The following is a 17111-nucleotide window of genomic DNA, read 5'->3' as shown; positions in this document are numbered from 1 at the left end:
ACGCCCGCCGCGGTCGCACTTGTTGTCGGGCAGACCGCGCGATCAGGATGCGATCCGCAGTATGTCGTTGTAGAACGCGAGCCCCATCAGGGCCATCAACAGGGTCAGCCCGACGTACTGGCCGGCGATCTGCATGCGATCGCTGACCGGGCTGCCCTTGACCAGCTCGATAAGGTAATACAGCAGGTGGCCGCCGTCCAAGATCGGGATCGGCAGCAGGTTCAGGATGGCGAGGCTCAGCGAGATGATCGCCAGGAAGTTCAGGAACCAGGCGACGCCGAGCTGGGCCGAGCTGTTGGCGACCTGGGCGATCGTGATGACGCCGGACAGGTTCTTCAGCGAGGCTTGGCCGGTGAGCATGCTCCACAGCATGGTCAGCGTCTGCCGGCTGCGCTCCCAGGTTTCGCCGATGGCCTTCGGGATGGCGGCCAGCGGCCCGTAGTGCAGGGTCGCGTCGTAGGCCACTTCGGGCGCCTGCACGCCGATGCCGAGCACCCAGGTCGGCGCGCTGGTGCCGGCGCGCGGCTTGCCCGCGTCGGCCGGCACGTTGCGCGCCGGCGTCGCCGCCAGCTGCAGGCGCTGCCCGTTGCGCTCGACGGTCAGCGCCAGCGCCTTGCCTTCGGCCGCGTGTTTCTGGATCAGGCTCGGCACCTCGCGCCAGTCGACGACCGGCTCGGCTTCAATCGCGACGATGCGGTCGCCGACCTGGAGCCCGGCGCGCGCGGCGGCGCCGTCCGCCTCGACTTTGCCCACCACCGGCGGCGTCGCCCATTGGCGTGGCGTCAGGCCGATCTCGCGGAACACGCCTTCCTCGTTGAGCGAGGCGGGCAGGGTCGACAGCGGCAGCGTGCGATCGAGCTGCTGGCCCTGCGCGTCGACCACCGTCAGATGGAGATCCTGGCGGTTGATGCCGCCTTGCAGCAGTTCCATGCTGGCGTCGGTCCAGGTCTCGACCGCATGGCCGTCGATCGCGGCGATGCGGTCGCCGTTCTGGAAACCCGCCGTGGCGGCGACGCGGTCGACGTGGCCGACGACCGGCTGGTAGTCCGGCTTGCCGATGACGAACATCAGCCAGAACGCGACCAGGGTGAAGACCAGATTGAAGGCAGGCCCGGCCGCGCTGATCGCCATGCGGTTGCCGACCGGCTGGCGGTTGTGCGCGCCCTTCAGTCCTTCCGGGCCCACCACGCCTTCGATTTCGCGCTCGTCGAGCATCTTGACGTAGCCGCCGAGCGGAATCGCCGCGACCACGAACTCGGTGCCGTGGCGGTCGAAGCGCGACCACAACGCCGGACCGAAGCCGATCGAGAACTTCAGCACCTTCACGCCGCAGCGCCGCGCGACCACGAAATGACCGTACTCGTGGAACGTCACGAGCAGGCCCATCGTCACGATCAGCCACCAGACGGAACCAAAAAATTCATGCATGACGCGGGCTTGCGGGTCTCGGGTTAGAGGGAGGCGATGATACGTCGAGCTTCTCGGCGCGCAGTTAAATCGGCGTCAAGGATGGTCTCCAGCGTCGTCGCCGGCGCCGAATCTACCGCATCCAGGCAACGTTCGATCGTTTCGGCGATGCCGAGGAACGGCAAGCGTTCATCCAGGAAGGCGGCAACGGCTTCCTCGTTGGCCGCGTTCAAGACCGTCGTCGTCGTGCCGCCGGCGCGCAGTGCCTCGTAGGCGAGGGCGAGGCAGCGGAACGTGGCGAGATCCGGCGCCTCGAAATCCAGTCGCGCGGTCTTCAAAAGGTCCAGCGTCGCGACGCCGGCGTCGACGCGCTCCGGCCAGGCCAGCGCGTAGGCGATCGCCGTGCGCATGTCCGGGTTGCCGAGCTGCGCCAGCACCGAGCCGTCGACGTACTCGACCATCGAATGCACGATGCTCTGCGGATGCACCACGACCTCGATGCGTTCCGGCGCGGCGTCGAACAGGTGATGCGCCTCGATCACTTCCAAGCCCTTGTTCATCAGCGTGGCCGAATCGACCGAGATCTTGCGCCCCATGCTCCAGTTCGGGTGCGCGCAGGCCTGCGCCGGCGTGATGCCGGCCAGGTCCGCGCGCGTGCGGCCGCGGAACGGTCCGCCGGACGCCGTCAGCACGATCCGCCGCACGCCGGCGGCGGCGAGGTCGGTGCGCGCGGCCGGCGCGTGCGCGACGTCCGCGGCTCTCGGCTGGCGGGGCAGGCACTGGAAGACCGCGTTGTGCTCGGAGTCCAGCGGCAGCAGCTCGCCGCCGCCTCGTTCCAGTGCCGCGGCGAGCAGGCCGCCGGCCATCACGATCGCTTCCTTGTTCGCCAGCAGCAGGCGCTTGCCGGCATGCGCGGCGGCGAGGGTGGATTGGAGTCCGGCGGCGCCGACGATCGCCGCCACCACCACGTCGCAGTGCGCGCCGGCGGCGGCTTCGATCAGCGCCTGCGCGCCGGCCAGTACGCGGCAGCCGGCGCCGTTCGCGGCGAGGCGCTCGTGCAAGGCGTCTTCGCAGGCGGGGTCGGCGATCACCGCCAGCTCCGGCCGGAAGCGCGCGCACAGCTCGGCCAGCGCGTCGACGTTGCGATGCGCGGCCAGCGCGGTGGCGCGGAAGCGGTCCGGATGGCGCGCGACGACGTCGAGCGTGCTCGCGCCGATCGAACCGGTCGCGCCGAGGATGGCGACGCGCTTCATGCCGCGAAAGCGAGGTCGAGCAGCGCCTTGCCGGCGACGAATACGGGCATCGCCGCGAGCAGGGCGTCGACGCGGTCGAGCAGGCCGCCGTGGCCGGGGAACAGCGTGCCCGAATCCTTCACGCCGGCCTGCCGCTTGAGCAGGCTCTCGAACAGGTCGCCGGCGATCGAGGCGAGCACGGTCACCAGCGCCAGCGCGACCAGCGCGACCAGCGGCGCGCCACGCACGTCCAGCAGCCAGCCGCCGATCACTGCGATCACGCCGGCGCCGAGCAGGGCGCCCCAGGCGCCGGCGGTGGTCTTGTTCGGGCTGATCTGCGGCGCGAGCTTGGTGGTGCCGTAGCGGCTGCCGGCGAAATAGGCGGCGGTATCGGCGGTCCAGATCAGGACGATCGCGAGCAGGGTCCAGGCATGGCCGCGGTCCGGCTCGTCGTGCAGGCGCATCATCGCGAGCCAGGCCGGCAGGATCGCCAGTTCGCAGGCGATCAGCTTCAGGACGGTGTGCTCGCGCGTCGGCGCGGCGCCGTAGGAGAAATGCCGCATCCAGTACAGCGCGAGCAGCCAGCCGACCAGGCCGGCGCCGATCACGTACCAGGCCGCCGGCTCGTTGCGGATGGTCCACAGCAGGCCGAGCAGCAGTGCGTTCGCGACCACGAAGGCGATGCGCGAGGAGAGCGAGAAAGGACCGACGAGCTGGGTCCATTCCCAGGTGGCCTGCAGGCACACCGCCGAGATGATCAGGGCGACCGCCCAGGTCGGCAGGAACAGGATGATCGCGATCGCGATCGGCGCGAGCACGAGGGCGGTGAGGGTGCGCTGTTTCAGCATCGTCCGGGGCTCAACTCGCCGCGCGCGCTTGCGCGCCGGTCAGACCGAAGCGGCGTTCGCGCCGCGCGTATTCGGCGAGGGCCGCATCGAGCGCCGCGGCGTCGACGTCCGGCCACAGCGCCTCGGTGAAATACAGTTCCGCGTAGGCGACCTGCCAGAGCAGGAAGTTGCTGATGCGCAGCTCGCCGCCGGTGCGGATGAACAGGTCCACCGGCGGCTGGTCGGCGAGGCAGGTGTAGCGCGCGAAGGCGGCCTCGTCGATCGCCTCGGGCGCGAGTTCCCCGCTCGCCGCGGCCTGCGCCAGCCGGCGCGCCGCCTGCGCGATGTCCCAGCGGCCGCCGTAGTTGACGGCGACGTTGAGGCGCAGTGCGGCGTTGCCCTGCGTGCGCCGCATCGCCGCCAGCATGCGCTGGGCGAGTTCCGGCGAGAACGCGGACAGGTCGCCGACGAAGTCGATGCGCACGCCGTTCGCGTGCAGCTCGTCGACCTCGCGCTCGAGCGCCTTCAGGAACAGCTGCATCAAGGCGCCGACCTCGCCCTGCGGGCGTTTCCAGTTCTCGCTGGAGAACGCGAACAAAGTCAGCGCCTCGACGCCGCGGCGGCGGCAGAACTCGACCGCCGCGCGCACCGCCTTCTGGCCCTCGCGATGGCCGAAGCTGCGCGGCCGGCGCCGGCGTTCGGCCCAGCGGCCGTTGCCGTCCATGACGATCGCGATGTGGCGCGGAATGCGGGGGGCGGCGTCGGTTTCCATGAACTCCGGGGAGGGCGGCAGCGACCAAGATTCTAAACACGAGAAGACCGCGAGCGTGTCGCCGCCTTCTCCGGCTCTCACGCCGGCATCCGTCCCTGAAGCGTCCGACGGTCGGCTTCCCGCCTCCCCCTCAGCCGGTCGACGCCGGCCTTACATCGACATCAGTTCTTCTTCCTTCGCCTTGACCACCACGTCGACGTCCTTGACGAACTTGTCGGTGTACTTCTGGATGTCCTCTTCCGCCCGACGCTCCTCGTCCTCGGTGATCTTCTTGTCCTTGAGGAGTTCCTTGACGTGGTGCAGCGCGTCGCGGCGCACGTTGCGCACGGCGACCTTGGCGTTCTCGCCTTCGTGCGCGACGTGCTTGGACAGCTCCTTGCGGCGCTCTTCGGTGAGCGGCGGCAGGTTGATGCGGATCACGTTGCCGACCGTGGTCGGGGTGAGGCCGAGATCGGAGGCCAGGATCGCCTTCTCGATCGGAGCGACCAGGCTCTTCTCGAACGGCGTGATGGTGATCGAGCGCGCGTCGGCGAGCGCGACGTTGGCGACCTGCGACACCGGCGTCTCGGCGCCGTAGTAGGACACCTTCAGCGGCTCGACCAGGCTGGTGCTGGCGCGGCCGGTGCGCAGGCGCGTGAGATCGTGTTTGAGCGAATCGACGCTCTTCTGCATGCGCGTCTGCGCATCCTTCTTGATGTTGTCGAGCATGGCGCGGTCACCTTGATGCGTCTGCGATCGGCCGCGGAGTATAGCAGCGGCGGTGCGAAGCTCCGATGCGCAGCGACGACCGGCGCCGCGCGGGCGCGGCTCAGCGCCCGTAGACCAGCGTGCCGATCGGCTCGCCGCGCATGATGCGCATCAGGTCGCCTTCGCGCGACATGTCGTAGATGCGCAGGGGGATCTTGTGGTCGCGGCACAGCGCGATCGCGGTGGTGTCCATGACCTGCAGGTTGCGCTGGATGACGTCGTCGTAGGACAGCTTCTCGTAGCGCGTCGCGCTGGCGTCCTTGGCCGGATCGGCGCTGTAGACGCCGTCGACCTTGGTCGCCTTCAGCAGCAGGTTCGCGCCGATCTCGATCGCGCGCAGCGCGGCGGCCGAGTCGGTGGTGAAGAACGGATTGCCGGTGCCGGCCGCGAACAGCGCGATGCGACCCTTCTCGAGATGGCGGATCGCGCGGCGGCGGATGAAGTCCTCGCACACCTCGTTGATCTTGATCGCCGACATCGTGCGCGCGACGCCGCCGGCCTTCTCGATCGCGTCCTGCATCGCCAGTGCGTTCATCACGGTGGCGAGCATGCCCATGTGGTCGCCGGTCACCCGGTCCATGCCGGAGGCGGCGAGGCCGGCGCCGCGGAAGATGTTGCCGCCTCCGATGACCACGCCGACCTGCACGCCGACGCGCTGCACCTCGATGATCTCGCGCGCGAGGCGGATGAGCACGTTCGGATCGATGCCGTAGTCGGCCTCGCCCATCAAGGCCTCGCCGGAGAGTTTGAGCAGGATGCGCTTGTACTTGATCTCGGCGGGCATGGGTCTTCCTGCGGCGGACAAACGACGCATTGTAGCCCAGCGCGCACCGTCGGCGACGATCGGTCAGATCATGTGCGCGATCCACGGAATGCGGCGCAGCGCCGCAACGGTCGCCCAGCTCGCGGCCAGCGCGACGGCGAACACGACAATGCCTTTCGCGGCACCGGACCAGTCCACGCCGAGCAGGGCGAACTGCAGCCAGCTGACGAAGGCGTAGTGGAGAAGGTAGATGCCGTAGGCATTGCGGCTCAGGCTGTCGAAGACGGCCGTGCGCCTTTGTCCGAAGCGCAGGAAAATCGACAGGAGTGCGACCGAAGAGGCGGCGCAGGACACCGCGAACGCGAACAAGGTCGCCGTTTCCAGCCCCGCGATCGGCTGCTGCTTCGCGTTGACCACGATGAGAGTGATGAACAGGGCGACGAGCGCGGCATAGGCACCGACCGCCAGATTCGGCCACAGCATCCAGTGCCGGGCGAGGCCGCCGTCCGCGGCGAGCACGTCATGGGCGGTGCGCCGGGCGCCGAGGACGATGCCGATGGCGAAAAAGCCCAGGTACAGCGCGACGCGGCTGGTCTGTACGAAGAACGGTCCGACGCTCGACCAGGTCGACGGATCGACGAACGAGGCGAGCGGAACGAAGGCGGCGATCGCCAGCGCACTCAGCCAGGCGAAGAATGCCGCCGGCGAACGCGATCCCAGCCAGCGCCCCGCCACGTCCGCCCAGGCCGGCGCGATCCGCCAGGCGAATGCGGCGAACGCGTCGAACGCGAGCAGCACCCAGAGAAACCACGCCGGCCCCGCCGGCCACACGCCGAGCGCGAGCCAGGCCGTCGCGAATCCGCCGAGGCCGGACTCGCCGCCACGCTGCAGCCATGCCGGGTAATAGGCGAGCGGCGCGAGGATCGCGACGCAGGCGATGAACGGCACGCCCAGGCGCAGGCATCGATCGCGCAGGAACGCGCCCGCGCCCTTGCGCTGCAGGGCCGGCCAGACGAACAGCCCCGAGAGCAGGAACATCAGCGACATGAAGAAGACGTCGTTGAAACCGACGAACAGGTCGATGCCGGCCCAGCGTTGCGCGTCGACGACGGGAAACGCGCTCCAAAGCCGCTTGCCGTCGTCGAAGGTTCCCGGCGGCGGCGCATAGGGGTGGTAGGCGAGTACGGCGTGGTGCGCGACCACGAGCACGGTGACGAAGGCGCGCAAGTAGTCGAGCGCCGGATCGCGTGCGGGTGGCGGGGCGGTTGCAGCGGCCGCGTTCACGGGGACGGGGTGCGAAAGAGGACGCATGGTCGTGGCTCTCGTCGTCGAGTTCGGTGGAAGGAAACGGGTGGGGCGACGGACGCGCGCCGTCGCGGCTTCAGTTCGACGGGCGCCGCTTGCGCAGGGTGCGGACGTACGCGATTCCCGGCACGCCCATCAGCAGCACGATCGCGGCGAGCCCCAGGTTCAGGAGCTGGTCGAAGCGGTATCGGCGGAAGAATTCGCCCGCGACGACGTCGTTCGCATGCGCGGCGATCGCGAAACCGCCGCCGGCGATCTCGTGCGCGACGGCCAGTCCGCCGGCGGCGGCGCTCCACGCGGCGGCGAATCCGCCCAGAGCGTAGTCGCCGAGCGCGATGCCGCCGAGCGCGAACCAGCCGACCGCGATGGTCGCCAGCGAGACGATCCCGACGCTGACCGAGCCGATCGAGACGACGCCGACGGAAATCGCGCCGACGCTGATGACGCCGCAGCTCGTCGGGCCCATCGCGTACAGGACGCCGACGGCACGCGCAGGCCCGATCGCGATCCAGCCGCAGGCGGGCCCCGCGCCGCGCGGCGGCACGCCGAATTGGACGTGCAGCAGCGGCAGGCCGAACAGCGAGGCCTTGCTGCGGTACTCGCTGAAGCCGCGCGCGGCGGATGCGTCGCCGTCCGCGAACAGCTCCGGATGCGCGGCGCGTTCGGCTTCGCGCAGCCGCGCCGTGGCGCGCGTCGAGACGACGATCGTGCGCACGATCCACGCTCCGAACGTCAGCGGCAGTGCGATCGCGGCGACGAGAAAGAGCCGCGGGTACGCGGCCCAGAACGGCCCTGCGAACGTGAAGGCGAACAAGGCCGGCAGGAAGAAGGCGAGGCCGAACGCGATGTCGCGCATCTGTCGGCGCAGCAGGGCGCGCTCGCGCGGCGTGCGCGTCGCCTCCAGGCCCATGCGGTAGCCGAGGTAGCTGCCGGCGAAGCCGAACAGCAGGCCGGACAGTGTCTGGAACAGCGCGGCGAAGCCGGCCCATTTGGTCAGCAGGCTGCCCTGGGTCGCGGTCGCGCCGATCGCCGCGGCCGCAACGGAGGTGCTCGTGGCGGGTAAGGCGGCGACGACGGCGAGCGTGAAGGCGGTGCTCGGTGCGCTGCGCGCGAGCGCGCCTTCGACGAAATTCGCGATCTGCTCCTGCAGCAACCTGCGTCCGCGCGAAAGGCGCTGCTTGACGGCTTCTTCGCTCAGATTCAGCGCGGCGCCGACGGCTTCGATCGATTGCTGCTCGCGATAGAACAGCACCAGCGGCTCGCGGTAGATCGGCGGGATGTGGGCGATCGAGCGCCACAGGATCGCCTGCTCCTCGTCGCTGATCGCCTGTTCGTGCGGCAGCGGAGCCGCCGCCGGTGCGTCGAGCGTCGCTTCGATCGGCTCGGCCGCATGGCTGGGTTCGCGGCCGTCGCGACGGCGCGTGTTCTGCGAGACGTGGCGCGCGATGCCGCAAAGCCAGGCGCGCAGGCTGCCGGGATCGCGCAGGTCGCGCAGCTGCCTCCAGGCGCTGATGAAGGTTTCCTGCGCCAGGTCCTCGCTCTGGCTGAGGTTGCCGGTCGCGCTGTAGCCGATCGAGCAGATCAATGACTGGTAGCGCGCGACGATGTGCGCGAACGCGTCACGGCTGCCGGCCAGGCTCTGCGCGACGAGCGCCGCGTCGTCGCTGCGCGTGTCGAATGGGCGTGCGGTCATGTGCATGGTGACGCACAAGTGGCGCGGTCGACGGAAAAGGTGACAGAAGCGCGCGCAACAAAAAAGCCCGCGGATGGCCGCGGGCTTCGAATCGAGACGAGCGGCCACGGGGGCCGCTCGTCGGTCCGCGATCGAGGACGATCGCAGAAGCTTCCTCTCAGACCTGCATCGCCTTGGCGACTTCGGCGGCGTAGTCCTCGACCACCTTCTCGATGCCCTCGCCGACGGCGAGGCGCTGGAAGCCGACCACGTCGGCGCCGGCGGCCTTGGCCGCGGCTTCGACGGTCTTGTCGGTGTCGAGCACGTAGGGCTGGCCGTAGAGCGTGTTCTCGTTGACGATCTTGGCGATCTTGCCGCCGATGATCTTCTCGAGGATCTCGGCCGGCTTGGCCTTGTCCTTCTCGCTCATCTTGGCCAGCTCGATTTCCTTTTCCTTGGCGACGAAGTCGGCAGGAACGTCGGCCGCTTTGTTGTACGGCGGATTCATCGCCGCGATGTGCATCGCGACGCCGCGCGCGAAGTCGGCGTCGCCGCCCTTGACTTCGACCAGCACGCCGATGCGGCCGCCGTGCACGTAGGCGGCGACGTTGTTGCCGCTGTCGATGCGCACCAGGCGGCGCACCTGCACGTTCTCGCCGACCTTGGCGATGACGGAGGCGCGGGCTTCCTCGACGGTCTCACCGGAGGCGAGCTTGGCCGTCTTCAGCGCTTCGGCGTCGGCGGCGCCCGAGGCCAGCGCGGCCTTGGCGACGGCGTCGGCGAACGCCTTGAAGTTGTCGTCGTTGGCGACGAAATCGGTTTCGGAGTTGATCTCCACCAGCACGGCCTTGCCGCCGTCCTGCGCGGAGATGATCTTGCCTTCGGCGGCGACGCGGCTGGCCTTCTTGTCGGCCTTGGCCAGACCCTGCTTGCGCAGCCACTCGGCAGCGGCGTCGATGTCGCCGTTGTTCTCGGTGAGTGCCTTCTTGCACTCCATCATGCCGGCGCCGGTGCGCTCGCGCAGTTCCTTGACCAGTGATGCGGTGATTTCCATGGGGTACCTCATGCGGGAGCGGCGCGCGGCGCCGCTCGATTCACAAGACTCGTCGTCCCGGCGAAGGCCGGAACCCGGGGTTTCCTGCGTCGGAAGCCGGATTCCGTCCCGATCCGCCCTTCGGCTGCCGAAAAGCGTCTCGTCGGGACGACGACGGATGGGTTGCTTGAAGCCGGTCGCGTCCTCCGGGCCGCATCATGCGGCCCGGAGATGACGATTACTCGGCAGCCGGCGAGTCGGCGTCGGCCTTCGGCGCGCGATCGCGCGGGGCCGGACCGCGGCGGTTCGACGGCGGACGGCGGTCGCCGCCCGGCTTGCGCGGACCCGGCTTGCGGCGGTCGTCGCGCTCGCGCGATTCCTTCTTCGTGACCGGGTTGCCTTCGGCGTCGAGCTCGACGAAGTCGTCCTTCTCGCTGGCGACGATCGCCGGCGCGGCGGCCTTGCCTTCCAGCACCGCGTCGGCGGCGGCGGCGGCGTACAGCTGCACGGCGCGGATCGCGTCGTCGTTGCCCGGGATGGCGTAGTCGACCAGGGCCGGGTCGTAGTTGGTGTCGACCACGGCGATGACCGGGATGCCGAGCTTCTTGGCTTCCTTGACCGCGATGTCCTCGTGGCCGATGTCGATCACGAACAGCGCGTCCGGCAGGCGGTTCATGTCCTTGATGCCGCCGAGCGACTTCTCGAGCTTTTCCTTCTCGCGCACGAGGCCGAGCACTTCGTGCTTGACCAGGCGCTCGAAGCGGCCGTCGGTCGACATCGCCTCGATTTCCTTCAGGCGCGCGACCGAACCCTTGACGGTGCGGAAGTTGGTCAGCATGCCGCCGAGCCAGCGCTGGCTGATGTACGGCATGCCGCAGCGGGCCGCTTCTTCCTTGATCGCCTCGCGCGCGGAGCGCTTGGTGCCGACGAACAGGATCGTGCCGCGCTTCTGCGCCAGACCCGAGATGAAGTTCATCGCGTCGGTGAACAGCGGCAGGGTCTTTTCGAGGTTGATGATGTGGATCTTGCCGCGCGCGCCGAAGATGTACGGCGCCATGCGGGGATTCCAGTAGCGGGTCTGATGACCGAAATGCACGCCGGCTTCGAGCATCTGGCGCATGGTGACTTGGGGCATTGCAGGTATTCCTTCATGAGAGGGAGTTGCAGCAGGTCCTTCCATGAAAAGTCCGCACACGGGTGTGCGGGCTCTTGCGCGGGACTTGCATACAGCTCCGGGGTTGAGACCTCCACGCATCCGCCGCGTGCGACTCCGGCGAGCCTAGGCTCTTGAGGAGCACCCCGAACGCGGTGACGATGCGTGTGCGGATTCGGTCCTGGAACCCGGCGGGTGCCGGATTCTCGACCGTCGCGGCCTTGCGGGTTGCCCGCGCGACCGCATCTTGCGTTCCGCGTCAACGACTTACGAAAGTCGGGGCGTGGAATCGTAAGATTGTAGCTTGTGTGGGGCGTCCGCGCCACAGTCAGGTTTTCGAGGGAACATGGCCGTCACCGTAAAAAATCCGGATCAGATCGAGAAGATGCGCGTCGCCGGCCGTCTGGCCGCCGAGGTGTTGGAGATGCTGGTGCCGCACGTCAAGCCCGGCGTCAGCACCGAGCAGTTGGACCGCCTCGCCTACGAGCACATCGTCAATGTGCAGAAGGCGATTCCGGCCAACGTCGGCTACAAGGGCTTCCCGAAGACGCTATGCACGTCGGTCAACCATGTGATCTGCCACGGCATCCCCAATCCGGGCAAGGTCCTCAAGGACGGCGACATCGTCAACATCGACGTCACCGTGATCAAGGACGGCTGGCACGGCGACACCAGCCGCATGTACTTCGTCGGCACGCCGTCGGTGCTGGCCAAGCGCCTGGTCGACACCACGCGCGAAGCGATGCTGATCGGCATCGCCCAGGTGCGCCCCGGCGCGACGCTGGGCGACATCGGCCACGCGATCCAGAAGCACGCCGAGGCGCAGGGCTTCTCGATCGTGCGCGAGTACTGCGGCCACGGCATCGGCCAGATCTACCACGAAGACCCGCAGGTGCTGCACTACGGCCAGGCCGGCGCCGGTCTCAAGCTGCAGAAGGGCATGACCTTCACGATCGAGCCGATGGTCAACGCCGGCAAGCCGCAGACGCGGCTGCTGCCGGACGGCTGGACCGTGGTGACCAAGGACCACTCGCTGTCGGCGCAGTGGGAGCACACGATCGCGGTGACCGACGACGGCTACGAGATCCTGACACCTTGGCCCAGCGCCGCCTGATCTCGCCGGGCCGCATTGTTCGAAGCGGATTTCTCGCAGAGACGCGGAGATCGCGGAGAAAAGCTTCTTCCCTCCGCGTCTCCGCGAGAGCCGCTTTCCTGAAACCCCCGCATCCACTCGATGAGCGGGACCGCTAGAGTAGGGCGCATGCCCTCCAATCCCCCCAGCGCACTGCCGCCATTGCCGCGCCTGCCGCCGGCGATGCCGCGCAGCGGCGTGTCGGCCGAGGCGCGGCTGGCGCTGCGCCAGGTGCTCGGCGACGTCGATCGCGCACTCGCCCAGGCGTTCCATGGCGGCGCCGACGCGCGCGATCTGGTGCGCCGGCGCGCGGGCGCGATCGAGAGCGTGGTCGCGCACGTCTGGCGGTCCTGTGTCGGCGACGCCGCCGACTGCGCCTTGTTCGCGGTCGGCGGCTTCGGTCGCGGCGTGCTGTTTCCGCATTCCGACGTCGATCTGCTCGCGCTGGTCCAGCCGGACGCGGCAGCGCGCCAGGCGCGCGCGCTCGAGGCCTTCTTCACCTGCCTGTGGGATCTCGGTCTGAAGCCCGGCCACGCGGTGCGCACGCCCGCGCAATGCCGCGAACTCGCCGCCGCCGACGTCACCGTGTTCACCACGCTGCTCGATGCGCACCTGCTCGCCGGCGACGAAACCCTGCTCGCCGCGTTGCGCGGCATCGTCGACGATCCGGCGCTGTGGCCGCCGGCCGAATTCTTCCTCGCCAAGCGCGACGAGCAGCGCGCGCGCTACGCACGCTTCGACGACACCGCCTACAACCTGGAGCCGAACCTGAAGGACGGCCCGGGGGGGCTGCGCACGCTGGATCTGATGCGCTGGCTCGGCCGGCGCGTCGCCGGCGCCGGCGATTTCGCCGCGATGGTCGAGCACGGCCTGCTCGACGCGACCGAGCGCGCCGCGCTGGAGCGCTCGGAAGCGACGCTGTGGCGCTACCGCTACGCGCTGCATCTGGCCGCCGGGCGGCCCGAGGAACGCCTGCTGTTCGACCATCAGCGCCGTCTCGCCGCCGATCTCGGCTATGCCGACGAGCACGAGAAGAATCTCGCCGTCGAGCAGTTCATGCAGCGTTACTACCGCGCGGCAACGGTGGCGGAGCGGTTGTGCGTGCAGTTCAAGGAGCGCTGCGCGGAACTGCTCGAGCCGGCGTCCGGCGAGCCGCGCGTGCTCGACGAAGGCTTCGTCGCGCTCGGCCCGCGGCTGGAGCTGCGCGACGCCGGCCTGTTCCTGCGCCGGCCGCGCACGATGGTCGATGCGTTCGCGCTGCTGCTCGATCATCCGGAACTGCGCGGCCTGTCGGCGCAGACGATGCGCCTGCTGCAGCAGGCGCTGGCGCGTCATCGCGGCGGCTTCGCCGAGGATCGCAACGTGCTCGCCGCGTTCCTCGCGCTGTTGCGGCGCGGCGCGCCGGCGGTCGAGGCGCTCGCCGCGATGAATCGCCACGGCGTGCTCGCGGCGATCCTGCCGGTGTTCCGCCGCGTCGTCGGCCGCATGCAGTACGACCTGTTCCACGTCTACACCGTCGACGAGCACACGCTGCGTGTGCTGCGCAACGTCGCGCGCTACGCGGACGCGTCCGCGCGCGAGGAATTGCCGCTGGCCTGCCAGGCGTTCGAGGCGCTGGAAAAACCCGAGCTGCTGCTGCTGGCCGCGCTGTTCCACGACGTCGCCAAGGGCCGCGGCGGTGATCATTCGGTGCTCGGCGAGGAAGACGCGCGCGCGTTCGGCGCGCGGCTCGACCTGCCGCGCGAGGACGTCGACCTGGTCGCCTGGCTGGTGCGCTGGCATCTGCTGATGAGCGTGACGGCGCAGCGGCAGGACATCACCGATCCGGAGGTCGTGCATCGCTTCGCCAGCCAGGTCGAGGACACCGAGCGGCTGGATCATCTGTACCTGCTGACGATCGCCGACATCGCCGGCACCAATCCGAAGCTGTGGAACGAATGGAAGGCGCGCCTGCTCGCCGACCTCTACGTCGCCGCGCGCTACGCCCTGCGCGCAGGGCTGATCCGTCCGCCGCACGCCGGCGTGCGCGCCGAAGCGTGCCGCACGCGTGCACGGGAACTGCTCGCCGAGTCCGGTCTCGACGCGGCGCGCGCGGACTCCGTGCTGTCGGGCTTTCCGGAAGCGAGTTTCCTGCGCCATCGCCCCGAGCAGATCGCGCGGCAGGCGCGGGCGCTCGAACGCGCCGGCGCGCAGGATCTGGTCGTCACGGTGCAGGCGCGCTCGACGCGCGGCGGCAGCAGCGAGCTGTTCGTACGCGCGGCGGATCGCGACGGCCTGTTCGCCGCGATCGCCGCGACGCTGGACCGGTGCGGTCTCGACGTCGTCGACGCGCGCCTGCTCGCCTCCGGCCGCGGCCTGGTGTTCGACACGTTCGAAGTGCTCGACGCCGCGAGCTCGGCCGCGCTGAGCGCCGCGCGCGCGGCAGAGCTGGAAAGCGCGCTGGCGCGCGTGCTGTCCGGCGACCGCCTCGATGCGCGCGTCGCCCGCCGCAGCCTGCCGCGGCGGCTGCGCCATTTCCAGCGCACGCCGCAGATCGAGTTCAGCGCGACCGGCGAGGCGACCCAGCTCGCGCTGGTGTGCAGCGACCGGCCCGGCTTGCTGGCGCAGGTCGCGCAGGCGCTGCGCGATGCGCGCGTGCGCGTGCACGACGCGCGCATCGCGACGTTCGGCGAACGCGTCGAGGACTTCTTCGTGCTGACCGACGAGGACGACCGCCCTCTCGACGGCACCGCGCAATCCCGATTGCGCGGCCTTCTGCTCGATCGTCTCGGCGGCGGAGTCGAAGCGGCCGGCTGAGCGCGATCGCCGCGCTCCGGGCGCGATTCCGCCGGCGTGGTCCGCGTCAGGGCGCGGGGTCGGGAATCAGCGCGGTCGTCCACGGCGAGTGCAGCGTCCAGCCGAGATCGGCGTATAGCGCGCGGCCTTCCGGCGTCGCCACCAGCACCGGTCGCGACGCTTCGGAGCGGCGCGCCGAGTCCAGGGCGGCCATCACGGCGCGGCCGAGGCCGCGTCGCCGATGCGCCGCCTCGGTCACGATGCGGTCGTAAGCGAACACGCCGGCGTACTCGATGGCGTAGCCGCCGGCGGCCAGTTCGCCGTGCGCGGTCAGGATGCGTACCTCGGTGGTCGCGCCCGCCGTCGACCGTTCCAGCCGGTATCCGTCCGGGCACGCGGCGGCAGTGGCGTGCGGCCGTTCGCGGATCATCATGAAGCCCGGTTCGGCGATGCGCCATCGCGCCGGCAGCAGCGACGCCAGCTCCTCGCGCGTGCCGGCGAGCTTCAGCGCGACGCGCGGTTCGCGGATCGATTCGGCGAGTTCGCACAAGCCCTCGGTCCGGCGCGCGAAGACGTAGCGCCGGCGCTCCTCCGGCCGGTCCGTGTCGACGCGCAGTCCGCCGCGGTCGGGCACCGGCAGCGGCAGGCCGCGTCCGATGGAACGTGCGCCGACCCAAGAGTAAACGAGCAGGGGATCGGCAACGGACATGGGGCGCTCGTCTTTCGGGGTGCGATCGCGGCATCTTCGCAGAATGTGTCCTCGCAGAAGCGGGCGCGCCTCGTGCCATTCGCGGCCCACGACTGCGTCGCGACAGTGTTCGCGTTCGGTACACTTCGACTTCGCCGCCGCGACGGGGATTCCGTCGTCGCACGCGAGCCGCGCGAAGATCGCGCGACTCCCCCATTCGAGGAACGCAATGCCATCACATCAAGCCCTGATCGACGAGGCCTGGGAGCGCCGCACGGCGCTCGCCGAGGAGGAAATCGCCGAACGTCTGCGTCCGGTCATCGACGAGGTTCTCGACGCGCTCGAAGCCGGTACGGCACGCGTCGCCGAGCCGGACGGCCACGGCGGCTGGCGCGTGCATCAATGGCTGAAAAAAGCGGTGCTGCTGTACTTCCGCATCAATGCCAACCGCGTGATGGACGGCGGCCCGATGGCGGCGTTCGACAAGGTGCCGCTGCGTTTCGTGGACGCGTCGGAAGCGGCGTTCCGCGACGCCGGTGCGCGCGTCGTGCCGGGTGCGCTGGTGCGCCGCGGCGCGCATGTCGCCAGGGACGCGGTGCTGATGCCGAGCTACGTCAACATCGGCGCGCACGTCGGCGCCGGCACGATGGTCGACACCTGGGCCACGGTGGGGTCCTGCGCGCAGATCGGCGCCAACGTGCACCTGTCCGGCGGCGTCGGCATCGGCGGCGTGCTCGAGCCCTTGCAGGCCAATCCGACCATCATCGAGGACGACTGCTTCATCGGCGCGCGCTCGGAAGTCGTCGAGGGCGTGGTGGTCGAGAAGGGCAGCGTGATCGGCATGGGCGTGTTCCTCGGCCAGTCGACCAAGATCTACGACCGCGCCAGCGGCGAGGTCAGCTACGGCCGCGTGCCGGCCGGCAGCGTCGTCGTCGCCGGCTCGCTGCCGGCGACCGACGGCAGCCACAGTCTGTACGCCGCGGTCATCGTCAAGCGCGTCGACGCGAAGACGCGTGCGAAGACCGCGATCAACGAGTTGTTGCGGGCGTGAGAAAAGCGTATTGGACGCGGATCAGAGCGCGTGAACGCGGATAAGAAATTTCGTTGATCCGAGCTCATGCGCTTTGATCCGTGTCCGGCTTTCCGTTTCGCTCACGCAGACGACACGTACAATCCCCACCCTCCTTCACGCAAGCATCGAGCATGACCACGACGATCTACGGCCTGGAAAAATGCGACACCTGCAAGAAGGCGCGCAACTGGCTCGACCGCAAGAAGGTCGACTACGCGTTCGTCGACTATCGCGAGCAGCGCATTCCGGCCGAATCGCTGAAGCGGTGGGCCAAGCAGGTCGGCGGCTGGGAGAAGTTCGTCAACCGCGCCTCGACCACCTGGCGCAGCCTGCCGGAGGCGCGCAAGTCGCCCGGCAGCGACGCCGAGTGGACGCTGTTGATCAAGGAATACCCGGCGCTGGTACGCCGGCCGCTGGCGGTGCTGGACGACGGCGAAGTGCGGCAGGGCTTCACCGACAAGCTGTACGCGCAGCTGTTCGAGGGGAAATGACCGCCACGGTGGTAGGGGGCGTACGGGATTGTCCGTCGTCAT

General features: G+C 69.5%; 15 protein-coding genes. 4 read left to right on the top strand and 11 right to left on the bottom strand.

All coding sequences use genetic code 11. The features are described 5' to 3' along the window. Positions 1-42: 42 nt before the first annotated feature. From rseP to rpsB, 10 genes are all read right to left on the bottom strand, one after another. Positions 43-1428, bottom strand: coding sequence for an RIP metalloprotease RseP (rseP, locus tag J7520_RS08410; RefSeq protein ID WP_291186643.1), 1386 nt, complete (start codon positions 1426-1428; stop codon positions 43-45). Between the two features lie 23 nt (positions 1429-1451). Continuing rightward, on the bottom strand, positions 1452-2660 hold the full coding sequence (ispC, locus tag J7520_RS08405; protein ID WP_291186638.1) for a 1-deoxy-D-xylulose-5-phosphate reductoisomerase: 1209 nt from the start codon (positions 2658-2660) through the stop codon (positions 1452-1454). Beyond that, positions 2657-3487: a phosphatidate cytidylyltransferase gene (locus J7520_RS08400; protein ID WP_291186635.1), complete on the bottom strand. Its 831-nt coding sequence runs from the start codon at positions 3485-3487 to the stop codon at positions 2657-2659. Before J7520_RS08400 ends, ispC begins: the two co-directional genes overlap by 4 nt. A 10-nt stretch (positions 3488-3497) precedes the next feature. Further along, a complete protein-coding gene (gene uppS, locus J7520_RS08395; RefSeq protein WP_291186633.1) occupies positions 3498-4238 on the bottom strand; it encodes a polyprenyl diphosphate synthase in 741 nt (246 codons plus the stop codon). Positions 4239-4388: 150 nt separating this feature from the next. Further along, positions 4389-4946 (bottom strand): ribosome recycling factor, encoded by a 558-nt coding sequence (frr, locus tag J7520_RS08390; RefSeq protein ID WP_291186630.1) that lies wholly within the window; start codon positions 4944-4946, stop codon positions 4389-4391. A 100-nt stretch (positions 4947-5046) separates the two neighbouring features. Beyond that, positions 5047-5769 (bottom strand): UMP kinase, encoded by a 723-nt coding sequence (gene pyrH / locus J7520_RS08385; RefSeq protein WP_291186627.1) that lies wholly within the window; start codon positions 5767-5769, stop codon positions 5047-5049. A 63-nt stretch (positions 5770-5832) separates the two neighbouring features. Beyond that, positions 5833-7059 carry an acyltransferase gene (locus J7520_RS08380; protein WP_291186624.1) on the bottom strand — a complete coding sequence of 409 codons (1227 nt, stop codon included), beginning with the start codon at positions 7057-7059 and terminating at the stop codon, positions 5833-5835. Positions 7060-7129: 70 nt separating this feature from the next. Further along, positions 7130-8746, bottom strand: a complete 1617-nt coding sequence (locus J7520_RS08375; protein ID WP_291186619.1) for a sigma-70 family RNA polymerase sigma factor — start codon at positions 8744-8746, stop codon at positions 7130-7132. Positions 8747-8903: 157 nt separating this feature from the next. After that, positions 8904-9779, bottom strand: a complete 876-nt coding sequence (gene tsf, locus J7520_RS08370; protein ID WP_291186616.1) for a translation elongation factor Ts — start codon at positions 9777-9779, stop codon at positions 8904-8906. Between the two features lie 217 nt (positions 9780-9996). After that, on the bottom strand, positions 9997-10893 hold the full coding sequence (gene rpsB, locus J7520_RS08365; RefSeq protein ID WP_291186613.1) for a 30S ribosomal protein S2: 897 nt from the start codon (positions 10891-10893) through the stop codon (positions 9997-9999). 364 nt (positions 10894-11257) lie between these two features. On the opposite strand from rpsB, the gene map reads away from it, so the two are divergent. Together map and glnD are read left to right on the top strand one after the other, a co-directional pair. Continuing rightward, on the top strand, positions 11258-12025 hold the full coding sequence (map, locus tag J7520_RS08360; RefSeq protein WP_291186610.1) for a type I methionyl aminopeptidase: 768 nt from the start codon (positions 11258-11260) through the stop codon (positions 12023-12025). A 147-nt stretch (positions 12026-12172) separates the two neighbouring features. Next, a complete protein-coding gene (glnD, locus tag J7520_RS08355) occupies positions 12173-14839 on the top strand; it encodes a [protein-PII] uridylyltransferase (RefSeq protein ID WP_291186607.1) in 2667 nt (888 codons plus the stop codon). A gap of 46 nt (positions 14840-14885) precedes the next feature. On the opposite strand, the gene J7520_RS08350 is transcribed toward glnD, so the two are convergent. After that, positions 14886-15527, bottom strand: a complete 642-nt coding sequence (locus J7520_RS08350; RefSeq protein ID WP_291186604.1) for a GNAT family N-acetyltransferase — start codon at positions 15525-15527, stop codon at positions 14886-14888. On the opposite strand from J7520_RS08350, the gene dapD reads away from it, so the two are divergent. Beyond that, the gene (gene dapD / locus J7520_RS08345; RefSeq protein WP_345776906.1) at positions 15526-16557 is read left to right on the top strand and encodes a 2,3,4,5-tetrahydropyridine-2,6-dicarboxylate N-succinyltransferase; all 1032 of its coding nucleotides are present in this window, start codon (positions 15526-15528) and stop codon (positions 16555-16557) included. The two genes, J7520_RS08350 and dapD, sit on opposite strands and share 2 nt — an antisense overlap. Positions 16558-16709: 152 nt before the next feature. Then, positions 16710-17069 (top strand): Spx/MgsR family RNA polymerase-binding regulatory protein, encoded by a 360-nt coding sequence (locus tag J7520_RS08340; protein ID WP_291186599.1) that lies wholly within the window; start codon positions 16710-16712, stop codon positions 17067-17069. Positions 17070-17111 lie beyond the last annotated feature (42 nt).

The sequence above is a fragment of the Dokdonella sp. genome (assembly GCF_017744955.1).
In the GTDB taxonomy this organism is placed as follows: domain Bacteria; phylum Pseudomonadota; class Gammaproteobacteria; order Xanthomonadales; family Rhodanobacteraceae; genus Dokdonella_A.
Note: the sequence above shows the minus strand (reverse complement) of the source record. Positions and strands in the feature narration are given on the sequence as shown.

Excerpts from the sequence above, each read along its gene's own strand:
- rseP (WP_291186643.1), bottom strand. The coding sequence starts at position 1,428 with ATGCATGAATTTTTTGGTTCCGTCTGGTGGCTGATCGTGACGATGGGC.
- ispC (WP_291186638.1), bottom strand. The coding sequence starts at position 2,660 with ATGAAGCGCGTCGCCATCCTCGGCGCGACCGGTTCGATCGGCGCGAGC.
- J7520_RS08400 (WP_291186635.1), bottom strand. The coding sequence starts at position 3,487 with ATGCTGAAACAGCGCACCCTCACCGCCCTCGTGCTCGCGCCGATCGCG.
- uppS (WP_291186633.1), bottom strand. The coding sequence starts at position 4,238 with ATGGAAACCGACGCCGCCCCCCGCATTCCGCGCCACATCGCGATCGTC.
- frr (WP_291186630.1), bottom strand. The coding sequence starts at position 4,946 with ATGCTCGACAACATCAAGAAGGATGCGCAGACGCGCATGCAGAAGAGC.
- pyrH (WP_291186627.1), bottom strand. The coding sequence starts at position 5,769 with ATGCCCGCCGAGATCAAGTACAAGCGCATCCTGCTCAAACTCTCCGGC.
- J7520_RS08380 (WP_291186624.1), bottom strand. The coding sequence starts at position 7,059 with ATGCGTCCTCTTTCGCACCCCGTCCCCGTGAACGCGGCCGCTGCAACC.
- J7520_RS08375 (WP_291186619.1), bottom strand. The coding sequence starts at position 8,746 with ATGACCGCACGCCCATTCGACACGCGCAGCGACGACGCGGCGCTCGTC.
- tsf (WP_291186616.1), bottom strand. The coding sequence starts at position 9,779 with ATGGAAATCACCGCATCACTGGTCAAGGAACTGCGCGAGCGCACCGGC.
- rpsB (WP_291186613.1), bottom strand. The coding sequence starts at position 10,893 with ATGCCCCAAGTCACCATGCGCCAGATGCTCGAAGCCGGCGTGCATTTC.
- map (WP_291186610.1), top strand. The coding sequence starts at position 11,258 with ATGGCCGTCACCGTAAAAAATCCGGATCAGATCGAGAAGATGCGCGTC.
- glnD (WP_291186607.1), top strand. The coding sequence starts at position 12,173 with ATGCCCTCCAATCCCCCCAGCGCACTGCCGCCATTGCCGCGCCTGCCG.
- dapD (WP_345776906.1), top strand. The coding sequence starts at position 15,526 with ATGGGGCGCTCGTCTTTCGGGGTGCGATCGCGGCATCTTCGCAGAATG.
- J7520_RS08350 (WP_291186604.1), bottom strand. The coding sequence starts at position 15,527 with ATGTCCGTTGCCGATCCCCTGCTCGTTTACTCTTGGGTCGGCGCACGT.
- J7520_RS08340 (WP_291186599.1), top strand. The coding sequence starts at position 16,710 with ATGACCACGACGATCTACGGCCTGGAAAAATGCGACACCTGCAAGAAG.